12 protein-coding genes are annotated in these 20,968 nt (G+C 69.5%); 2 read left to right on the top strand and 10 right to left on the bottom strand.

Features of this window, described 5'->3' with window-relative positions; translation table 11 throughout:
* Positions 1-68: 68 nt before the first annotated feature.
* Positions 69-2,561: a hypothetical protein gene (locus ACQP2X_RS12885; RefSeq protein ID WP_498696647.1), complete on the bottom strand. Its 2,493-nt coding sequence runs from the start codon at positions 2,559-2,561 to the stop codon at positions 69-71.
* A gap of 793 nt (positions 2,562-3,354) precedes the next feature.
* The gene (locus tag ACQP2X_RS12880; protein ID WP_498696646.1) at positions 3,355-3,723 is read right to left on the bottom strand and encodes a hypothetical protein; all 369 of its coding nucleotides are present in this window, start codon (positions 3,721-3,723) and stop codon (positions 3,355-3,357) included.
* Positions 3,724-3,738: 15 nt separating this feature from the next.
* Here ACQP2X_RS12880 and ACQP2X_RS12875 point away from each other — a divergent pair, with 15 nt between their 5' ends.
* A complete protein-coding gene (locus ACQP2X_RS12875; RefSeq protein ID WP_498696644.1) occupies positions 3,739-3,927 on the top strand; it encodes a hypothetical protein in 189 nt (62 codons plus the stop codon).
* Between the two features lie 64 nt (positions 3,928-3,991).
* Here the strand turns inward: ACQP2X_RS12875 and ACQP2X_RS12870 are convergent, their stop codons facing one another.
* The 8 genes from ACQP2X_RS12870 to ACQP2X_RS12835 form a co-directional block, all read right to left on the bottom strand.
* A complete protein-coding gene (locus ACQP2X_RS12870) occupies positions 3,992-5,449 on the bottom strand; it encodes a recombinase family protein (protein ID WP_498696642.1) in 1,458 nt (485 codons plus the stop codon).
* Between the two features lie 49 nt (positions 5,450-5,498).
* On the bottom strand, positions 5,499-5,813 hold the full coding sequence (locus tag ACQP2X_RS12865) for an SAM-dependent methyltransferase (RefSeq protein WP_498696639.1): 315 nt from the start codon (positions 5,811-5,813) through the stop codon (positions 5,499-5,501).
* 51 nt (positions 5,814-5,864) lie between these two features.
* Entirely contained in the window at positions 5,865-7,226 is a 1,362-nt protein-coding gene (locus ACQP2X_RS12860) for an FUSC family protein (protein WP_498696636.1), read from the bottom strand.
* A gap of 95 nt (positions 7,227-7,321) precedes the next feature.
* Positions 7,322-8,257 carry a class A beta-lactamase gene (gene bla, locus ACQP2X_RS12855; protein WP_498696634.1) on the bottom strand — a complete coding sequence of 312 codons (936 nt, stop codon included), beginning with the start codon at positions 8,255-8,257 and terminating at the stop codon, positions 7,322-7,324.
* A 32-nt stretch (positions 8,258-8,289) separates the two neighbouring features.
* Positions 8,290-8,736: an SUKH-3 domain-containing protein gene (locus ACQP2X_RS12850; RefSeq protein ID WP_498696633.1), complete on the bottom strand. Its 447-nt coding sequence runs from the start codon at positions 8,734-8,736 to the stop codon at positions 8,290-8,292.
* Between the two features lie 3 nt (positions 8,737-8,739).
* Positions 8,740-14,907 (bottom strand): RHS repeat domain-containing protein, encoded by a 6,168-nt coding sequence (locus ACQP2X_RS12845; RefSeq protein WP_498696630.1) that lies wholly within the window; start codon positions 14,905-14,907, stop codon positions 8,740-8,742.
* 17 nt (positions 14,908-14,924) lie between these two features.
* Positions 14,925-19,160, bottom strand: a complete 4,236-nt coding sequence (locus ACQP2X_RS12840; protein WP_498696628.1) for a LamG domain-containing protein — start codon at positions 19,158-19,160, stop codon at positions 14,925-14,927.
* 222 nt (positions 19,161-19,382) lie between these two features.
* Positions 19,383-20,444 (bottom strand): polyprenyl synthetase family protein, encoded by a 1,062-nt coding sequence (locus tag ACQP2X_RS12835; protein ID WP_498696626.1) that lies wholly within the window; start codon positions 20,442-20,444, stop codon positions 19,383-19,385.
* Between the two features lie 59 nt (positions 20,445-20,503).
* Between ACQP2X_RS12835 and ACQP2X_RS12830 the strand changes: the two genes are divergently transcribed.
* The gene (locus tag ACQP2X_RS12830) at positions 20,504-20,965 is read left to right on the top strand and encodes a MarR family winged helix-turn-helix transcriptional regulator (RefSeq protein ID WP_498696624.1); all 462 of its coding nucleotides are present in this window, start codon (positions 20,504-20,506) and stop codon (positions 20,963-20,965) included.
* The last annotated feature ends 3 nt before the right edge of the window (positions 20,966-20,968 follow it).

Here is a 20,968-nt window from a genome sequence, read left to right as displayed (position 1 = left end):
GAACGCAGCCGGCATGCAGATGGGGCGAACACCGCTTGTCGGTGTTCGCCCCATCTGCGGATGCGAGCCTACTTGTGGACCAGTGATGAACCCGGTACACCACGGATGATGGTGTTGATCGAGGTGTACCCAACGCGCTTGTAGCAATCGGTGACGTGGTAATGCACCGGTACGCAGGGAGTCTTGCCGCTGCCCGCCTGGATCATGCCGACGGCATACACGTCAAGGGCGGTCTTGTTCTGGTAGACCGGCCCTCCGCTGTCGCCCGGTACAGAGGCGACTCCGCCATCGATACGTTCAGCAACGAGAATGGATATGTCCCCGTAGCCGTCGTTATGCTTGGCGCTTTTCGCTTGAACCTTCATGTTCGCGCCGCCGCCGCAGTGGCTGCCCGAGTTGCCGCCGCTGGTGCAGATAACGTCGCCACTGCCGACGTTCTTGGTGCCGATCACGTTGGCCTTCAGTTTGCTGTCGAAGCCGCCGTAGAACATCAGTTGTGACCCGCCGGCGGTCATCACCCGGGCGGCGCCATCAGAGGAGAGTTGCTTCGTTTTGTAGATCGGGCCTTTGGTGTTGTCGTACGCCCGGAATGCCGAATTGCAGTGACGAGCGGTTGTGGTGTAAATGGCCGAGCCGATCCGCAGGCCGAAGCCAAGCGAGCACGACGGATAGACGAATGTGCCGGCGTTGAACGGGGACGTGTCGGTGCTCCGGCTGGTGCCGCTGGTGTTATCAAACATCGGTTCGGTCTGGACCTTCACCGCGATGCCCAACGCCTGGGTGGCCTGCTGGGACAGCGTCTGGTCGGCGGCGGCGGTGTCCGCCGGGTTCGACTTGTGCTGACCGGTGACGATGAGGCCGTCGAACTCGGGGGTGATGGGCTCCGCCAGGCTGATGTTGAAGCCGGCGAATACTCCCGTGCCGGAGTTTGTGCTGGCCATGGCCGCGTCGGCTGCCTGGTTGAGCTGGTCCAAGGTGTATTTGCGCTGCACGACGGTCGCGGTGATGGTGCGGCGCTTTGCTTCGGCGAGGATGCTCGCTTGCATCGCGTTGGGCGCACCGGCCCACAGCAGGGTAACCGACGTCGTGTACGCGTCGTTGACCGATTCGACGTATCCGCTGTTGGTGCCAACCTCGGCTTCAGTCCAGTCACGGAAGTCGCTCAGCGTCATCTGGTTCGCCCACATCGCCGCGTCCGGGTCGATGGGGTTGGGCGGCAGGCTGTACCACACCTCGATGTAGGGCGATTTCGACGAGTCGGTGTAGTTGTAGGACCAGAACTGCTTGTACTGGTCGGTGGCAGTCTCGTCGGCGGCACGCAGCCCCATGGTGGGCTGGGCGACCTGTTTCTCGACCGCGCGTTGGAAGAAGCCGGTGGCGTCCGCGGTGACCCAGCCGTCTTCGTCGCAGGAGGTGCTGGTCGAGGTGGCTTCCTTGACCTGCCATTCCGGCTGGTTGGCCCAGGAGGTGTCGGCGGTGATGGCACCGGTGGTCCAGATTTCCCACGGCGTCTGCGAACAGGTCGTCGAGTACGGGTTCGCCAGGTGCATGGTGGCCTGGTCAACCTCGAAGCCCTGCACGTGCGCAGCCCACCAGGTGATGAACGAGCGGGCACTCCAGGTGCTGTCGTAGGTGCCGACGAACAGCGAGTCCGCGTCCGACCAGCCGGTGGCGTAGTCCTTGACCACCGTGGTGCTGCTGACCGTGGTCGACCAGTCGTAGTATGGGTCGATCGTGACCGGGTAGACGGTGTCGGGGCTGGTCAGCCACTTCTGGTCCGGCTTGAGGGTGACGTTGACCGGGTCGGTCGCGTCGAGTCCTTGCCGGGCCTTCGCCGATGCGGTGTGGGTGAGGCTGACACCCACCTGACGGTGCCGCGGCGGTCCGCCGCGTTTCGCCGACTTCGAGTCCCACATCATCGGCGTGGGGATGGCCGCAAGCGGCTCACCGCGCCGGCCGTGAATCTGGATGTTGCCCTTCTTGTCGGCCCGCACGACCGAGACACCCGGACCGGAGAGCGGCAGGGTGACCTGGTCGGCGTACTTCGCCGCGGCAGCCGACTTGAGGACAGCGAACTGCTCGAAACCGCTCCGGGTGGCCTGGACAACCAGGTCGACGCCCGGCATAACGTCGGCGTACGTGGCCTTGCTGCCGTCCAGTTTCGGTTCGGGCAGCGCGCCCTTCCAGCCCACGGCAACCTTGTCGTCGTCGGAGCCCATGACGGCAAGGTTGCCAGTCTCGGCCTCGCGCGCACCGGAGAACCGCATCTCTTGCGGATAGGCGGCCGGGGCCACGGAACCGTCAGCCTGCTTGCGCAGCGTCAGGTCGATCGGCACCCACGCACCATCACGGGCGAACCGCTGGGCATCGGATGAGATCTTCCCGACGACCTTGCCGTCGGGCGTTGCGTAGAACTCCGCCGTTTGCGTGGTCGCGTCGTCGATCTTGACGCGATCGCCAGTCTGCTTGGCCGTGGCCATCGCAGCACTCACACCGGCTGGCACCCAACTCGGCACATCGGGCGGCGTATCGGCATGGGCCGGGCCCGCGACCGACGTCACCGCCACCATCAGACTGGCGGCTGCCGCCAACCCGATACGCGCCCGCCGGCGAAATGGGGATGGGACGCCAGCCGTGGCCACCTTCCGAGGAGTCGAATTTCCCGATGTGACATTTCCGGCGAACTGCCGTGGGGGTTGTAACACTGAAACCTCGTGTCGAACGTGCCGCCCTTAAAAATAGGACGGCAGGACAGATCAATGACGAACAGTGCGGGTTATCCTTCGCCCACCTGGACCGGGCGATCCGCCGCAGCGCAGCGCCGCAGTCTCACACCAACCTGAATAAAGCCTGTGTGAGTATGGCTTCCGAGGTAAGGCGCCAAATCCCCCGCCCAGCGGAGGGCAAGGGCCACAGATCCTAGCCTCACATCCGGCTTCTGGACGGCGACCCCAACGCCAGAACCGGAATGGACAGACGACGTTGCCAGCACCAAAGCACACCGCGGAAACACAGGTGCGACAAATCGTCGGCTGAAGTCCCCGACAGCCAGGAGTGCCTCAATCCACTGCCGCCTATCGCTGACCATGTCCTGACGGTGCCAGAGGGCCGCATCGAAGTTCGACGCCGCAGGGCCGGGCTCGTCGGCCGATGAGGTGGTCTCCGCCGACACGGCATGAGTACCGGCACGCCGGCGAAGGAGGGCATCGAGATCGCCGCTGACGTCAGCAGCCCGCGGCGACCCATCCGGCGGGAACCGGACTGCCCATCCGGCCGCCGGCTCGCGCGAAGGCGTGGCGCGATGCCGGGATCGCCGTCACGCAGCTACGAATTCGCCGTGTTGGATAGTGACCGCTACGCCGGTTCTGGCGGTTTGGACCAGTTGAGTGCGGCGGTCCCGTCGGGGACGCCCTCGGCTGGCGGGTAGATGTAAATGCCGGTCAGGTGACACCGTTTCACCCTCAACCCGAAACGCACATAATCCCCCGAACCTCCCTCTGGGGCTGCGGGGATGGGTAGCCGGTGCACCTGGGATGCCCGGGCGGTGTAGTTCTTGCGGGGTTTCTGCGATGCCCAGATCACGATCTCCAGGTCGCCGTGGTCGGCGGGGCGGGCGAACCTGCTGTCGTTGGAGGCGACCACGAACCGGCGGCATCCGTCGGCGGCCAGACGCTGCGCCTCGGCAAGTAGCGCTTCGTCGGCGGCGTCCTTCGACCCGTCCACGGTGAGCAGCGCGTCGTGCTGTTCCCGCAGGACCTACGCGCCGGCCGGGGTGATCCGGGCTCGGGTCCGCCACCGGCGGCCGACGACACGGCGACGCCGACCGTGATCGTGCAGCCCGAAGATTTCCGGCTCCCCGCCGTGCTCAAACACATTGAGGCCGGGAAGGTCGTGCTCGTCATGCCGCACCACCACGGCGATGACTAACCATCAGGCGGCAACAACGAAGCAGGCTCACCCGGCATGGCGCCGGGTGAGCCTGCTTCGTGCGCTACCGCCGGAAACACAAACCATTGCCAAGATCGACAATCCCCGCCGCGTCCGCCGGACCGTCCTGGCCTGCCGTCCCGACGGCGATGCCCCACTGCCCATCGCGCTCGGCGAGAGCCATTCCCCAGGATGCTTTGACCGCGCGGGCCATGCCGCGTTTGATCGTGTCGTCACCGGCCGCCCACATCTGGCCCACGGTCTGGCCCGTGGGGGCGTAGTCGAACCGGTCGGGCACGATCTCGAAGCCCTCGATCCGCGCTTTGATCGCCTTCCGCTCGGCGACGAGGGCGTCCAACTCGTCGTCATCCTCGGTGGCCGACAGCCGGGCCCGGATCTTGCGGAGTCCAGCCTGGAACTCGTCCAACTCGTGTGCGTTGCCCGCCACCCGCTGAAACGCGAGGATGTCCGTGCTGTCGCCGGCGAACATGCCGGTGATCACGTCGATGATCGGCTGCGCGTCGATGCCCGTGAACTCGCCGCAGGCCAGCCGCTGCTTCGCGTGACCACCACAGCGCAGCTTCGGCGTACGCGGCCTGGGCGTCCGCGGCTTGCCTGTGCGCGCGTCGACGGCCGGGGTCATGCCCGCATGGAGAAACAGTCTCCCCGCGCATGCCGGGCAGTCGAGAATGCCGGACATCCAGTTAGCCGGACTGGCCACCGGCCGGCCACCCTTGTTCACCCGGTTCTCGGTCTGGTTCGCCTCCAGGACCTTGTTCGCACGCCACCACAACGCGGAATCGACAACCGCCTCGACCTCGTGCGCCCACGTCTCCGTCTGACCCTGATACGTGTACGAGCACTCCACAACGCCGGTGTGATTCGCGTCGAAACGGATCAGATTCTTGATCGAGTTCGGATAGACGTTGTAGGCACGTCCGATACTGGCAAGGGACTCGACGCTAGCGACGCGCTCGTAAATGTCCAGCACCGCGGCGGGGTCCTGACACCACGCTTGCTTGGCGTACCGGACCCCTTTCGTCGCCCAGAACGCGGGCAGCGGCCCATAGTGCGCCTTGTTGTCGCGGACCATGGTGATGCCGCGATACGTTTCGTTCTTGACCGTCTTGGACTTCTCGGCGTTCGCGTGCTGCGCCACCAGCGTCACGATACGACCGGCGAAATCGGTCCGCCCGAACTGCGGCTCGCTGATCGAGATGATGTCGCCACCAGCGGACCGGATGGCGAGGAGAATTTCCGCCTGAGCGTCCAAGTCCTCCCGCCGGTCAAGCCGGGACGACTCCGTGACGATCAACGTCGAGTAGTCGCCACGCGTAATGTCCGCAATGGCCTCACGCAGCGCCGGTTCCTGCGTCCCATGACTCGCCGAGTAGCCATGAAGCTTGAACCATTTGACGATGGTGACACCACGATCAGCAGCATCCGCCTCGATCACCTTGACCTGGGAGGCTTCATCCTGACTACCAGTACTGACCCGCACGAACCCCGCACCGAGTGCCACGTGTCGCTCCCCTCAGGAAACCCAACCACGTGTGTACACTACCCGTTGACTATCGGTCGTTGTCGACGTAGACGATCCGCGACCGCGGTTCGATCGCCTGGGCGACATGGTGAACGTTCGGGGCGCTGGGGATGCCCGTACCGATGTCCAGGAACTGATCTATGCCCCGCTCGGCCAGGAACCGGACCGCGCGGCGCAGGAACAGCCTGTTCTCCCGCGGCGGGATGCGGCTGTCCGGGTTGGCCTTCAGACCCCGTTGCGCCGCCTCACGATCGGCCGCGAAGTTGTCCTTGCCGCCGAGTAGGTAGTCGTAGACCCGCGCCGGGTGCGGGCGATCGGTGTGCAGCTCGTCGTGCTCGGCCATCCGTGACGTCCTCCCTGCGGCATCGAGGAGGACCGATCATCGCATGTCGATCTACCGGCCGTCCGCCCCTCCGCCGGTCTTCGGGGTCACCGCCTTCTCCCAGAAGCTGCGCACCACGGGCACCACCTCCGAGACGGCCGGGATGCCCGGTCCCCTCTCCCGTTCGCCGACGGCCAGGGCCGGCGCCGAGCGCTCCAGCGAACCGGCCATCCGGTCGATGTCGGTGATGATCGAGCCGGTGAGCACCAGCACCCCGGTGTCGTCGATGCCCGTGCGCACCTTCTGCAGGGTCTGCCGCCGCGCCTCGCGCAGGCCGTCGAGCAGGTCCTCGAGGCTGTCGGCGTCCTGGGTGGTGTCGGCGTCCGGGTCCGTCTCGAGGGTGGCGTGCGCCGCGAACGCCTCCGAGGCGGCGGTGAGCAGCGGGCCGATGTCGTCGGGCACGCCCGGGCAGTGCGGCGCCGCGGCGGCGTCGAACATCGTGCGGGCCACCGAGTTCACCTGGTGGACCCCGTGCTCGAGCACCCGGAACGTGTGGTGCACCGGCGCCACCTCGGTCAGCGGCGTGGTCAGCGACCAGCGGGCCTGCCGGTCGAGGTCCTCGACCGCGTCGACCGCCTCGCCCAGGGTCTCGCCGAGCTCGCGGGACCGGGCCAGCCACTGCGCGGCCTGGTCGCGGCCGTATCCGCGGGCGGCGCCGGCCCCGAGGTCGCCGAGCAGGCGGGCGATCTCGGTGGACAGGTGGGCCAGCTTGCTGTGTGCCCGTTCCAGCGGTGTCATGCCGCCGACCAGCGGCGACAGGATGGCGCCGACCACGATGCCGAGCGCGGTCGCGCCGACCCGCTCCCAGACGTGGGTCTCGGCGACGGCGCTGCCCGCGACCAGCACGCCGAGGGAGGTGGCGGGCACGGTGACCGAGCCGTCGCCCAGGCGCAACACCCGTCCCACGACGAGACCGCAGCCGGCGATCACCGCGATCGAGACCGGGCTCGGCCCGAAGACGCCCCACACCCCCACCGCACCGCCGACCCCGGCCAGGGTGCCGATCAGGCGTTTCGTCCCGTCCCGGACCGAGGCGTGCGAGCTGAGGTGCACCGACAGGATCGCGGAGATCGACGCGGTGACCGCGCCGACCAGCTGCAGGGTCGAGGCCAGCGACCACGCGATGCCGGCCGCGATCGCCGCCACCAGGATGGAACGGGCGGTGGCGGGGTCGATCCGGTCGTACCATCGCCGCGCCACCCGGCACAGACCCTCGGGCAGGTGCGGCTCCAGGCGCTCGAGCAGGTCCCGGCCGACGGCCTCGACGACCGGCTTGACCTTGCGGCGCAGCACGACCACGACCAGTGCGCAGAGCACGAGGCTCGCGGCGACGATCGTGATCGGGTTCGCGGACTCGATGGGCGACGGGGGCAACGCTGCGGCTTCCTTCTTTGACGAGCGGTTGATCCGGTCGCAAAAAGTATCCTCAACGGCGCAGGCATATGTACCGAATGTTGCAATTGTGACGGTCACCGCAGTGCGGCCACGACCGCCTTCGCCGCCTCGGCGATCAGGGCGTCGTCCGAGGGCGCGTCACGAACGCCACGGTCCGACTGAATGGCGATGACCAGCGGGCTTCCGGTGGGCGGCCAGACGACCGCGATGTCGTTGCGGGTGCCGTAGCCGCCGCTGCCCGTCTTGTCGCCGACCTTCCAGCCGGCCGGCACGCCGGCCCGGATGAAGGTGTCACCGGTCGTGTTCCCGATCAGCAGGCCGGTCAGTTTCTCCCGGCGGGCGGCGGGCAGCTCGTCGCCGAGCACGAGCCGCCGCAGGTCGGTGCCGAGCGCCCGCGGGGTGCTCGTGTCCCTCTGGTCACCCGGGACGGCCTCGTTCAGCGCGGGTTCGGTCCGGTTGACGTACGTCACGCTGTCGTCGATCTTCCGCAGTTCCCGTTGCAGCCCGGCCGGACCGCCGGCCTCCCGGAGCAGCAGATTGGCGGCCGTGTTGTCGCTGTGACGCACGGCGGCGTCGATCAGAGCCTCGACCGTCATCCCCGTGGCCACGTGACGCTTGGTCACGGGCGCCCATTCCAGCAGATCCGATGGGGCGTACGTCACCACGCGCGCCAGATCGGCGTCGGTGAGGTCCCGGAGCAGCACCCCGGCCAGCAGCGCCTTGAACGTCGAGGCGTGGGCGAAACGCTCGTCGGCGCGGTGGGCGACCGTGCGCCCGTTGCCCGTGTCGACGGCGTACACCCCCAACCGGGCCTTGAACCGGCGCTCGAGCTCACCGAACCGCCGGTTGCCGGCGACCGTCGCCGGCGATGAGATCGGGGCGACCGGGCTGGGCGACGCGGACGGGCTCGGCGGGATCGGGGCCGGTTTCCCGCCGCAGCCGCTCAGCAGAGCACCGGCGAGCAGAAGCGAGGAGGCCGCGAGGGCGGAACGGATCACGCGCTCGATCATGCACAGCGCGATCCACCCTCGCGGCCTCCCGATCACTCGTCCGGGGACAGCTGCCGGGGCATGGTGCCCTGGCACAGGGCGATCAACCCGGCGTCGGCCGGGCCGTCGAAGACGGCGAGCCAGTCGATGACCAGATAGAGCGTTCCCTCCTCGTCGATGCCGAGGAAGAAGCGGCCATGGTCCAGCTCGCCCAGCGGGTACAGCGACCGGCCGAGGAACTCACTCCACTGGAGGAACCGGCCCTCCTCACCCTCGCACAGTTCGGGATCCAGCTCGAACGGCTCCTTCGCCGCCGTACGGCCGAAGCCGTGGACGTCCACGGCCAGGCCGCCGAACTCGGCCAGGAACGCGGTCGCCGCCGGATGCATGTCGATGCCGTCGATGGCATCCCGCCAGGGCGTGGTGTCGACCCGCCGGCCGGGAAACCAGCCGGCCTTGCGCAGAGCGCGGTCGACACCACGCGGGAACCTGTCAGTCAAACCTCAGATCCTCCAGTTCCACCACCGCCACGGGTAGGCCCAGCGCAGCCCGAAGAAGAATGACAGGAACTTGCAGCTGCCGCAGGGCGGGACCGGCTTCGCGTGCTTCGGGTGGGTCGCCCGGTTGCGGATGGTCACCGCGTGGGCCGACGCGCCCCGCGGGCTCTGCTTCTCGTTCAGCGACCTGGTCAGGCAGACCGTGAGGCCACACTTGCCGTGTCCCTTGCCGCGCAGCGGCTTGGGCACCAGCTTCAGGATGAACCGCACCTTCCAGTGCAGCCACGGCGGCGTGCCGACCTTGCTGGTGGACGCGTAGATCGCCCCGGAGCGCGTCTTGATCGCCTCGGCGACGCCCGGCCGTTGCGCGTCCGGGCGGATCGGCGCGGCGTTGTCCGCCTCGCGTTTCGCCGCCTTGGCCACGTCGTCGGCCTCGGCCGCGAACTTCTTGGTGACGTCCTTGGCGGCGCCGACACCGCGCGCGGCCGTCTTGGCCTGGCGGACGCCGGGGATCATGCTCGCGATGCCGACCGCGCAGCCGAGCTTGTCACCACCGCCACAGCTCTTGGCCGTGTCGATGGCGCCGGCGACCGCGGCCACCGCGCCGGCCGCCGCCGCGACCACCTGGGCCGGTGGCGGCAGCACCGCGGCCACCATGGCGACCGTGCCGGCCACCGAGGCGATCGTGCCCGCGTTGTTGACGACCGCCTTGGCCGCCTGGGTCACTCCGCTGGCGACCGAGCTGGCCGCCTTCTGGATGCCGTTCTTCAGCGAGCCCCAGAACAGGCCGTCCGGGTCGGAGAAGGTGGTGGGGTTGTTGTTGGCGTACGCGTACGGATGCAGGCGCTGCGGATCGAACTCGTCCACTTCGGGGTCGACCGAGATGAACGCGCCGTTCCTCGGGTCGTAGAACCGGGCGCCGAGCATGACCAGCCCGGTCGGGTCCTGGACGCCGCCGACGAAACCACGCTGACCGGACGGCCATTGCACCGGCGCCGGCGAGCGCGAGTTGCCGTACGGGTCGTTGTACCGGACCGTGGAGACCCGGGTGACCGAGTTGATCGCCCAGCCGGCCGAATCCTGCTGGTCGGCGCCCAGCCAGATGATGTCGCCCTTCTTGCTGGTGCTGTCGGTGCGGGAGGCGATCGTGTCGCCGCCGTGCTCGTAGTAGCGGGTCGCGGCCGTGCCCGACGTGGGCGTGGTCGTGTACTCGTGGCCGTAGACGAAGATGCTCGCTCCGGCCCCACCGGCGTCGATGCGGGCGATCCGGTTGCCGTCGACGTCGTACACCATCGTGGTGTCGCCCTCGGGGCCGCTGATCTTGGTCAGCTTGTCGTGGGCACTCCAGGTGTACGTCTCGGTCTTGTCACCGATCTTGCGGGACTCGAGGTCGCCGCGGGCGTTGTAGCTGTAGCTGTCGACCTGGTCGCCGGTGGTGACGGTCTTCAGCTCGTGCGACGCCTTGTCGTAGTCGTACTTGGCGGTCTTGCCGGTGACATGGTCGGTCGCGCTGGTCCGCGATCCGTGCTCGTCGAACGTCCACGACTTCCAGTACGGCGCCTTGCCGCCGGCGGCCGGCGTGCCGCACGCGGCCGAGGCCTGCGACCACGCCTGCGTCAACCGGCGCAGGTGGTCGTACGTGAAGCACTGGACGTCCTCCTCCCCGGCCCGCGGGTTGTTGTCCTCGTCGACCGGCCGGTTGGCCATCGAGAGCACGTTGCCGGCGTCGTCGTACGTGTACTTGAGCGCCGCCACGTTGGGGACGGTGCCGTCGCGGTCGAACCAGAACTCCGAGAGGCGCCGGGTGGCGTCGTCGTAGACGTAGCTCTGGTAGGCCTGCGGCTTGTCACCGACCGGCGTGCCGAGCCAGCGGTTCAGGACCTCGCCGTACGGCGACCAGGTGGTCCGGTCGACGTAGGTGCGCACGGTGCCCGACGGCGACGACGTGCCGGCCAGCTTGACCACGTTGCCCAGGTCGTCGTAGGTGCGGGTGATGCCCTCCCGCTCCATCGGGCCGACCTTGGGCAGGCTGCTGCGCCACAGCAGGCCGTTGGGCGTGTAGGTGTTCGTCGAGACGTAGGTGCCGGCCAGGGCGGTCAGCCCCGGCATGGCCGGGATCACCGACTCCTCGTCGACGATCTGATAGGCGTCGTTGTACTCGAACACCTCGCGGCTGAACGAGTAGCCGTTGACGATCGACGTCGACTTCGTCGGGTGGCCCTTGGCCACGGTGTCGTACGTCCAGGTGGCCGCCTTGACCCCGTTGAAGAAGCGCTCCTTCTGCCGGCCGAGGTCGTCGTAGGTGGTGGCGACGACGTCACCCTTGGCGTCGGTCGACTTCACCACGTCGTCGGCGTTGTTGTACTCGACGGTCGTGGTGCCCTTGTCGGGGTCGGTCGTCCTGACCTCGCGGCCCCGCAGGTCGTACTCGTACTTCCAGCTCAGGCCGCCCTTGGTGACGGTGGCCAGGTCACCGCGCGGGTTGTACGTGTACTTGGTGGCGTCGTAGTCGCCGCTGGTCGTCCGGCCGTGGAACTCCCGCTTCTCGACGAGGTCGCCGTCGGCGTTCTCGATCGAGATGGTGGCGGTGCCGCCGGTCGGCGGGGTCACCGCGGTCTGCCAGCCGGCCGCGCTGCCGCCGTACGACGTCGTGGTCGCCCACTTCTTGACGTTGTACGACCAGAGCGCCTCCTCGACCTCCTGGCCCAGCCGGTCGTAGGTGGTCACCATCCGGTTGCGGTCCTCGCCCGGGGTGATCTCGAGCCGGTCGGTGCCGGGCTTGCCGAGCACGTAGTTCTGGTCGGACTCGTACTCGGTCTGGCCCCGGTCGTTGTACCCGGTGCCGCTGACGATCCGGGCGTCCTTGCCGTCCTTGGTCTTCTGCGCGTCCTCCTGCGTCTGCACCGAGCGGTACATCGAGTCGAACAGGCCGATCTCGGTGACGTAGTTGCCGTTGGGCCCGAGCCGCCTGGTGGTCACCGCGAGCGGGCCGTTGTTGCGGATCAGATAGCTGAACTCCATGTTCGGCGTCGCCGAGGCCTTGGCCCGGCCGGGCAGCCAGACCTTGGTGAGCCGGCCCTGCGCGTCACGCCCGAGGTCGGTGCGCTTCTTGTTGGCGTCCAGGATCGACGTGGGCTCGGCCCAGGCCGGGTCCTGGTCGGTGATGGTCTCGTGGCCGAGCTGGTTGACCGTCTTCGTCTGTGTCACCGGTCCGGGACCGGCCGGCGTGTAGCTGGTGGTGGTCGCCTTGCCCAGCGAGTCGGTCTCGCTGACCTGCCGGCCCAGGCTGTCGAAGGCGGTCCGGCCGGTGGTGGTGTAGACGGCCGCGCCGCCGGTCCACGAGTTCAGTTTGTCGACCCGGGTGACCTGCCCCTTGGAGGGCGCGCTGCCGTGGGTCTCGGACTTGTCGTAGAAGTTCCTGACGTCCGAGACGATGTCGGCCGGCCGGGAGACGGTCTCCGAGCAGGCCTTGGCGACCTTCTCCTCTCGGGAGAGGAGCCCGCGCAGCCACGGGTCGTCGTTCGACACGTAGGTGAAGCGGGTGCAGGTCTCGTCCCCGCTCCTGCCGGTCTCGCCGAGGTCCGAGGTCGACTCGATGTTGCCCTCGCCGTCGAACTCCGAGCGCGACTCGGTCTGCCGCCACACGCCCGGGGCCAGCAGCTTGCGGCTGCGCTGGGTCGAGGGAGCGATGCGGTACGCCTTGTCGCTGCCACCGGTGCGGCTGCGGACCGCGGTCTGCTTGACCCAGTACGCCGTGGTCTGCGCCTCGACGACGGAGGCGCCGTCGAGCGTCGCCTCCTCCAGCGTGGAGCCGGCCAGCGCCGGATGGTCGGCGTAGCTGTTGCCGGCCGCGTCGGTGACCTGGACGGTGCGGGTCTTGTCGTCCGGCAACGGCTGGTCGTCGAGGCCGCGGTAGAACCGCTTGCGCGTGGTCAGCACCTTGCCGGTGTCGGTCTGCCCGACCCGGGTGACGATCTGCGAGTAGCCGCGCCACTGCCCGTACGTGCGGTGCTTCTTCTTGGTGAACTCGCCGTCGTCCCAGCCCCAGAGCACATTGGTGCTGCTGCCCTCGGTCGAGTACGAGTAGCGGGTGAGGATCGGCGGCTGGTCGGCCGTCCGGTCGCTCTGGGTCACCTCCGTGACCACGTACTTGCGGAACCAGTCCCGGGTTGGGTCGAAGTAGCCGTCCGGGGTCCAGTAGACCGGGTAGCAGAGCCGGGTGTTGGTGGCCGGGTCGGGCAGGTCACCGGCGTCGCAGTCGGGGTCGGAGTAAGTGACGTGGATGTCCGAGCCGGACTCGGTGCGGACGTTGTCGATGCGCCAGCGGGAGAACAACTGGGCGCCGGCGATCGCGTTGACCTGGTTGGTCAGCTCGACGCCGGTGAAGACGACCGGCGGGTCGGTGACCGTGCCGCCGTCGTGGCCGGCGTGGGTGATCTGCTTGAGCCACAGCGAGGCCGAGGTGGCCGACTTCGGCTCCTTGAACTCCTGGTCCAGCGTCCACGACTCGACCGGGTTGAAGGCGCTGCCGCTGCGGATCTGCGTGGTGATCTTGGTGAGCCGCTTGACCGAGAAGAAGACCGGGGCCAGCTTGTCGGTGCAGGGCTCGGCGGTGCACTCCTTGTCCCAGGGCACGTCCGGCCACTCCGCCTTGACCGGCTTGCCGTCCTTGTAGCACTCGTCGGCGAAGCACCGGTCGGCCGTGCTGAAGACGACCCGGGCGGTGGCCGCCACATCCGGATAGGCGGTGTTCAGGCCGTACTCGATGCGCTCGAGGTTGCCGCCGCGGTCGAAGGAGACCCGGTTGTTCTTGTCGCCGGCCGCGCCGTAGTGCCCGGTCTCCTTCTTGTAGTAGTACCGCGTCATGTTGCCGTTGACGTCGATCTCCTTGTCCAGCAGCCAGCGCCAGGCCTGGTCGCAGGAGGAGTCCTTGAACGCGTCGGCGCGGCAGCTCTCGCCCTCGTGGTTGCCGAAGACGGGCACGGTCCACCGCGAGTTCGACGACGCGACCTCGCCGGCGAAGAAGTGCCGGGTGCCGTCCGGTGTGGTGACGACCCAGCGTTCGGTGGTCGCGTCGCTCTTGGTGGCGGGCGCGCCCTCGTACTGGACCTTCCAGTTCCCGTCCTGGGCCGGTCGCCAGGCGCCGGTGTCGTCGTCCTTGACCAGCGTGGTGTTGGTGCCGCCGAGCGAGACCGTGATGTTCGGCGACTTGCCCTTCCAGCACTGGTCCGCGGTCTTCTTGTCCTTGTTGTTGGCCTCCTTGTCGTCGGCCTTGTCGCGGTCGTCGACGCAGGCGGCGTAGGAGCGCTCGACGAAGCCGGGCGAGTAGTCCCAGCCGTCGCCGGCCCAGGAGGCCTGGTTGTTGGCACCGGCCGTGCGGCCGTCGACCATCTGCGACGCGTAGTTCAGCGCGATCTGCGGCGTCGGGCCCGGCGCGGGCGGCACGTCGATGTCGTTGGAGTAGCTGAATCCGCCGGAGGAGTCACCGGCCGTCCACGAGCCGGAGGCCTGAAGGTCGCTCGCCTTGTAGTCGCCCTCCCCCGACTCGGTGCCGGCGGCCAGGGCGATCATCGTGGCGGCCGAGCCGGACAGGGTCAGCGGGGCGGACAGCGTGGTCCCGTTGCGGCTGGTGTCGAGCGGTGCCGGGTCCTGGCACTGTGGGAGCTGCGGCGTGGTGGCGGCGCAGGCGGGCAGCTGGGCCAGCGTGACCCGGCTGGCCCAGCTGCCGCCGTACATCCCGGAGAAGCTGTCGTAGTCGACAGTGGTCTCCACGTCACCGGCGCTGTCGGCCTCGACCGCGATGACCGGGCCGCTGAGGCCGAGCTTGGCCGAGTGCTCCTCGGGCAGCGCCGAGACCCGTACCTTGGCCGGCGCCTTCTTGCTCGCCACCGGCCGGACGGTGACCGGGACGGAACCGGCCCGGGCCGAGACGCCCCCACTGGTCAGGATCATCTCGGCCGAGCCGGCGGCGGGCCAGCGCCCCTTGGCCGGTCCGGTCCACGCGCCGCCGTCGGCGGGCGGCGGCGACGCGTCGACCTTGACGGTGCCGAACTTCTTGGCGGCCACCGGCTGCGCGTCGCGCTCGCCGTTCAGTTCCTCGGCCACCCAGTGATAGGTCAGGGCCGACGTCAGCATCAGCGCCGCCGTGCCCAGGGCAAGGTGCTTTCTTTTCATTCCAGTGCTCTCCGGGATCAGGCGTGGGCGAAGGTGCCGAAGAGGTCGGCGTCGACCGTGGAGGTCCACACCCGGACGTCGTCGACGACGCCGCCGAGGTAGTTGGTGCGGGCGCCGGCGGTGGTGCCGGTGCAGCCGACCGTGAGCGGGCCGGCCGCATGCCACGGCGTGGTGCTCACCGCGACCTCGCCCTGGAGGTCACCGTCCACGTAGAAGCGCAGCTTCTTGGCCGGCAGGTCGAAGACGGCGGCCAGGTGGGTCCAGGTGCCGGCCACCGGTGCGGCCAGCGAGCGGACCTCGACCGAGGCCGCGGCGGCGGTGTCGGCGCCCGGCATCACGACCCGCCAGCGGTTGACGTCGCCGGCGTACTCGATCCGGAAGCCCTGCCGCAGCGCGCCCGACTGGGACACCACGGTCCGGGTGCCGGTCAGCTCGTCGATCGCCGTCCAGGCGGCCACCGAGAACGAGCCGTCGGTGCGGACCGCCGGGCCGGTCGTCTCGGCGCACGAGCCCTGGGCCAGGGCCAGGCCGAGCGCGCCGTTACGGCTGGCCGCCCGGTCCTGCTCCCAGGTGTACTCGCCGGCCACGGCCAGGTGACGGCCGTTGCCCGAGGTGTCCTCCAGGTTGGTCGGCGTGTCCGAGCGCGGCCCCTCCAGCGGCCACTGCCCCTCGACCTTCACCGGGTTGTTGGCCTGCTTCACGGCGGCCGCCTCGGCGTCGGTGAGCGCGCCGCGCCACACCTTCACGTCGGAGATCGCGCCGCGGAAGTGGTCGGCGGCGACACCGGCGTACTTGGCGCAGCCGATCGTGAACAGGCCGCCGGCACTCCAGTTGCCGCCGGTCCGGGTGACCGTGGTGGCCTTCACCCCGTTCACGAACAGGGTGATCGTCTTAGCTGTGGCGTTGTAGACGCCGGTCAGATGGGTCCACTTGCCGATCGAGGCGGCGAACGCGTCGGTGGTGCCGCCCGCCCATTCGGACGACGAGGTCTCGTCGTCGGTGGCCTTCATCATCAGCGACCAGAACGGCACACCCTGCCCGTTGGCCCGGGCGCCCAGGTAGAAGCCGCTGACCCGGTTGCCGTCGGCGCCGAGGACCGTCTGGTTCATGGCGCTCGCGTCGTCCAGGCGGGCCCAGACCGACAGCGAGAACGACTCGTCGCTGCGGATCACCGAGCGCGGGCTGGTCGCACAGCGGTCACCGCTGACGTTCCAGGCCGAGTCGGGCCGGGCGTACTGGTCGGCGGTCCACTCGATCGGCGGGGCGGGCGGGACCGTCGGCTCCGGAGTGGGCTCCTCGGTCGGGTCCTCCGCCGGCTCCTCGGTCTCGTCCGGCACCTCGGGCGTTCCGGTCGGCTCGGGCTCGTCCGGGTTGCCGGTGTCGGTCGGGTCCGGCGTGGGCTCGGCCGGCTCGTCGGTGGGCTCCGGCTCCTCCGGCTCCTCGGTCGGCTCCGGGTCCGGCGGCGTCGTCGGGACGACCGGTTCGGGCACGGTCAGGTCGTAGCCGTGCTCGGCCCGGTCGGCGCCGGTGCCGCGCAGCGCCCACCCGGCGGCGATGCCGGCCGGGAGCTCGTTGCCGGCGTCCTTGATCTGCGCCTCGCTGAGCAGGCCGCTCCAGAGTCCGACCTGGTCGATGAGGCCGATCATCGGACGGGCGTTGGACACCGTCGCGTGGCCGCTGCAGCCGATCATCGTGCGGAACCCGGCGTGCCAGGTCGTCACGGTGATCGCGGTCTCGGCCACCATCTTGCCGTTGACGTAGAGCCGCAGCAGTTTGCCGACCGGGTCGACGGTGGCCGCGACGTGCTCCCAGGTGTTCACCGCGGGCGCCGCCGTGCTGAGCACCGTGTTCCAGGTGGGTGCGGCGACGTCGGCCGAGGAGACACCGAGGTTCCAGCGGTCCTTGGCCTTGTCGTAGTAGAGGACCATCGACTGCATGGTGGTGCCGGCCAGCGTCACCACCGCGCGGTCGGCGGCCTTGTCGGTCAGCTTGACCCAGGCCGAGACGGTGTACGGGGCGTCGCCGCGCAGCACCGGCGCCGTTCCGGCACAACCGCTGCCGTTCAGCTGGAGGGCGGCGCCGCCCTTGCCGAGACGATCGGTGCCGTACGTCGTGCCCGTACCGGTGAGGGTGAGGTCCTTCTCGCTGGCGTACGGGTCCTCGTTGCCCGACTCGTCGGTGGTGCCCGAGTCGTCACGCAGGTCGTGGGTCAGCCGGTAGACGCCCATCGGCTGCACCGGGGTGACCCGGCCGGTGAAGACGTTGTAGATGGCCCGCGCCGAGTAGTTGGCCGCGTTGTCACGGGCCCACACGTAGATCTGGGTGCGCCCGGTGTCCGGCGTGAAGGTCAGGCTCGCCTTGCCCGACGAGGCGGTGAGCGGGGTCTGCTTGGCGTCCACCCCGAGGCCGTACTCGAAGCGCAGCACGCCCGATCCGGCGTCGGTCGAGGCGAAGCTCAGCGTCACCGGCTGCCCGAGCACCGGGGTGCCGGAGGTCCGGGTGATCACCGGGGTGGTCGGCGGGGTGTGGTCCTGCCGGAAGTAGCAGGTGGCGCTCCAGCCGGTCTTGTCGGTGCCGTCGGTGCCGTAGACCTTCCAGTTGTAGTTGCCGTCGGCCAGCACACCGGTGGTCCAGCCCGCCTCCGCGTTGGAGCCGACCGATCCCGAGGTGTGCTCGGCCGGGCTGGTCGGCCCGTTCACGTCGAAGACGATCTTCACCGAGTTGTCGGCGTCGGCCGCCTTGCCGTACAGCGCGGGGGTGCTGTCGTTGATCCACGGCCCGGGCGAGGTCTTGGCGCAGTTGCCGCCGGGCGACGAGCGGACCGCCACCGGGGAGGACGGCTTCGACTGGAACTCGGCGGCGAGCTTGACCTTGCCCCGCTCCGCCTTGGCCCAGTGGCCGCCGCTCTCGGTCTTCATCCGCAGCCCGAACGTGATCGTGCTGGCGTTGCCGTCGGCCGCCACCTGCACCCGTGTCTTGACCGCGGCCGCGTTGAACTTGGCCCACGACGGCTTCTGGCCGCTGCAGCCGCTGTTCGCCTTGACCGTCTTGGTCTGCAGCGCGGCGCCGTGCAGCCACTTGCCCTTCATCCCGTCCCAGGTGGGCGTGTTGCCGTCGATGGCGTTGGTCTGCCACAGCTGCAGCGACTCGCCGGCGCACCAGGCGGTGTGCGAGAGGTAGACCTCGACGCTCGGTGTCTTGATGATCCGCTTACCGCGCAGCGAGGTGACGTCGAACTGGGTGTGCGCCCGCCAGATGTCGCCGTAGTTGTCGAAGTTCGACCCGATCCGGATCACCTCGCGCGGCCACGCGTTGCCCGAGGTCCATTTGGTGTCCGGCCGGGAGTCGTTGACCGGGATCCACTTCTGGTAGTACTTCGAGTAGGTCGGGTCGATGTAGATCGGGAACCGCGACGTGCCGTCCAGCAGGGCGGCGTCCGGCCGCACGGTCAGCCGTTTGCCGCTGACCTCGACGTCGACCTCGGCCTGGCGGGCCAGCCCACCCGGCGCCTGGACGGTGGAGGGGTCGGCCACGGCCGTCTCGGAGGCGAGCTTGCGCATCGGCCCGCCGACGTCCGGCTTGCTCCAGGTGGAGTCCCAGGCCGCCGCGCGCGGTGCGCCGGCGATGACGCCGCGCGGGCCCCTGAGCACGACCTCGCCGCCGGTCTCGGTCACCGCCGCGGACCCGCCGATGGTGTACGCCGTGGCGCGCACCTTCGGGTTGGCGGCGGCCTCCGGCGTCTTGACCACGAGGACGTGCGAGAAGCCGCCGGCGACGGCCCGCACCACCAGGTCGGCGCCCGGGTAGACCTCCGGATAGGTGACCGCGTCCCCGTCGACCACGCCCGCCGGAAGCTTGTCCGGCCAGGTCAGCGAGAAATCGGCGCCGCCCTCGCGATAGACGGCCAGCGGCCCGGAGCCACCGGCCGAGAAGGAGACGTCGGCGGCGGCCCGGGGCCGCAACCGGCCGTCGGAGCCCGGCTGCAGCGTCGTGTCGAGGTCGATCCAGCGCTCGTCGCGCTCGACCCGCTGCGGCTCGACGTACGACTCGAGCGAGAAGTTGCCGTTCGGCAGGGCCAGGACCTTGGTGGTCTCGTCGGCCTCGGCGAGCACCTCGACCGGCTTGCCGCACAGCTCGGCCAGGCGCTGCGCCGACGCCTCGGTCCGGCTCACCGGCGCCTGATCGGCCGCGACCGCCGACGGGCAGGCCGCCTCGGCGGCACCAGTGAGACCAACTGCGGTAAAGGATGTCAAGAGAACCGCTAACGCGGACCCGAACGCTATGCGCGCAGGCGTCATCGACACGTACTGCTCCCCCGTGAACCATGCGATGAAAAGTCACCGAGCAGGGTCCAGCCAGGAGTTTCGAGCACAAGGCATCGACGCCCGTCCGGCCCCGTATCGGCAAGCGTGAGCACCGAAGCTAGAGCGTGGGATCGATGAAAGTCAACTTTGTGTCGTCAAACGGTGACCGGATCAGGCCACCCGGTCGGTGGCCGCCCGGGCCAGGCCCTCCAGCGCCGATCGGCTCGCCCGGTCCATCGGCGCGGCGGTCAGGGCGGCCAGCGAGCGCTCGAGCAGGCCGGAGATCATGTCCTCGACGGCGTCCAGCGCGCCGGTGTCCACGATGATCTCGCGCAGGGCGCCGACCCCCGGCTCGTCGAGGGCCGGCGAGCCGAGCAACTCGTCGACGAGGGCCTTCTGCGGGGCGCGAGCGCGGTCGAGGGCCAGCGCGATCAGCACTGTGCGCTTGCCCTCGCGCAGGTCGTCGCCGGCCGGCTTGCCGGTGCGGGCCGGGTCGCCGAACACGCCCAGGATGTCGTCACGTAGCTGGAACGCCTCGCCCAGGGGCAGGCCGAACCCGGACAGACGGCCGAGCAGATCGTCACCGGCCCCGGCGAGCCGGGCGCCGAGCAGCAGCGGATGCTCGACGGTGTATTTGGCGCTCTTGTAGTGGACCACCCGGCGGGCCCGTTCCAGGGCGCCCCGCTCGCGGCCGCCGGCGATCGCCTGCTCCAGCAGGTCGAGATATTGACCGCCCATCAGCTGCGTCCGCATGCCGTTGAAGACGGCCCGGCCCCGGGTCAGCGCGAGCGGGTGCAGGCCGCTGGCCGTGTAGAGCTCGTCGCTCCAGACCAGGCACAGGTCGCCGGCGAGGACGGCGGCCGACTCGCCGAAGCGGTCGGGTTCCCCGCGCCAGCCGTGCCCGCTGTGCAGGGCGGCGAACCGGCGGTGCATGGCCGGCGCGCCGCGCCGGGTCTCGGAGGCGTCCATGACGTCGTCGTGGATCAGCGCGGCCGCCTGGAAGAACTCGAGCGCGGCGGACGCGCGGACGATCTCCGGCCCGTCGGCCCCGCCGGCGGCCCGCCAGGCCCAGTAGCAGAAGGCGGCCCGGAGCCGCTTGCCGCCGGTCATGAAGCCGGTCAGATAACCCACGAGCGGGGCGCAGTCGGAGTGGACGTCGGCCAGGATCGTCGCCTGGGCCGCCAGGAAGTCATCGACCTCCCGCTGCACGCGCGCACTTATCTCACCAGTCATGAATCTCGTTATACGTGTAGTTAGAAAATCTTGCTACCTGTCAGCCGTATGATGTTGCCGTGACCACCTCGCGAGAGCCGCCGCGCAGCGACCTGGCCCGCGCGGTCCGGGAGGTGCTCCAGGCCAACGGCGAGGCGGCGCACAGCCTGGCCCGCCGGCTCGAGGTCGGCATCACCGACGCCGTCGCGCTCGACCACCTGCTGAGCAGCCCCGAGGGTCTCGGGCCGACCGAGCTCGGGCAGCGTCTCGGCATCCGCTCGGCCTCGGCCACCACCCTCGTCGACCGGCTGGACGCGGCCGGGCACGCCCGCCGGGTGCCCCACCCGTCCGACCGGCGGCGGCAGACCGTGGTCGCGACCACCACCGCGTACGAGGAGGTGCTGGCCGCCCTCACCCCGCTGCTCGAACGGATCGACGAGGCCGCCGCCCGGCTCAGTCCGGAGCAGGCGGCCGCCGCCACCGGATTTCTGCACGAGGTGGCCGCGGCCATGCGCGACTACGCGGAATCTGATAGTCGTTGATGA

This window comes from Actinoplanes sp. CA-131856 (assembly GCF_050956135.1).
Lineage (GTDB): Bacteria > Actinomycetota > Actinomycetes > Mycobacteriales > Micromonosporaceae > Actinoplanes.
This window is presented reverse-complemented; position numbering and strand designations above follow the sequence as displayed.

Coding starts and splice junctions, on each gene's coding strand:
- ACQP2X_RS12865 (WP_498696639.1), bottom strand. CDS start 5,813: ATGGCCGAGCACGACGAGCTGCACACCGATCGCCCGCACCCGGCGCGG.
- bla (WP_498696634.1), bottom strand. CDS start 8,257: ATGATCGAGCGCGTGATCCGTTCCGCCCTCGCGGCCTCCTCGCTTCTG.
- ACQP2X_RS12845 (WP_498696630.1), bottom strand. CDS start 14,907: ATGAAAAGAAAGCACCTTGCCCTGGGCACGGCGGCGCTGATGCTGACG.
- ACQP2X_RS12835 (WP_498696626.1), bottom strand. CDS start 20,444: ATGACTGGTGAGATAAGTGCGCGCGTGCAGCGGGAGGTCGATGACTTC.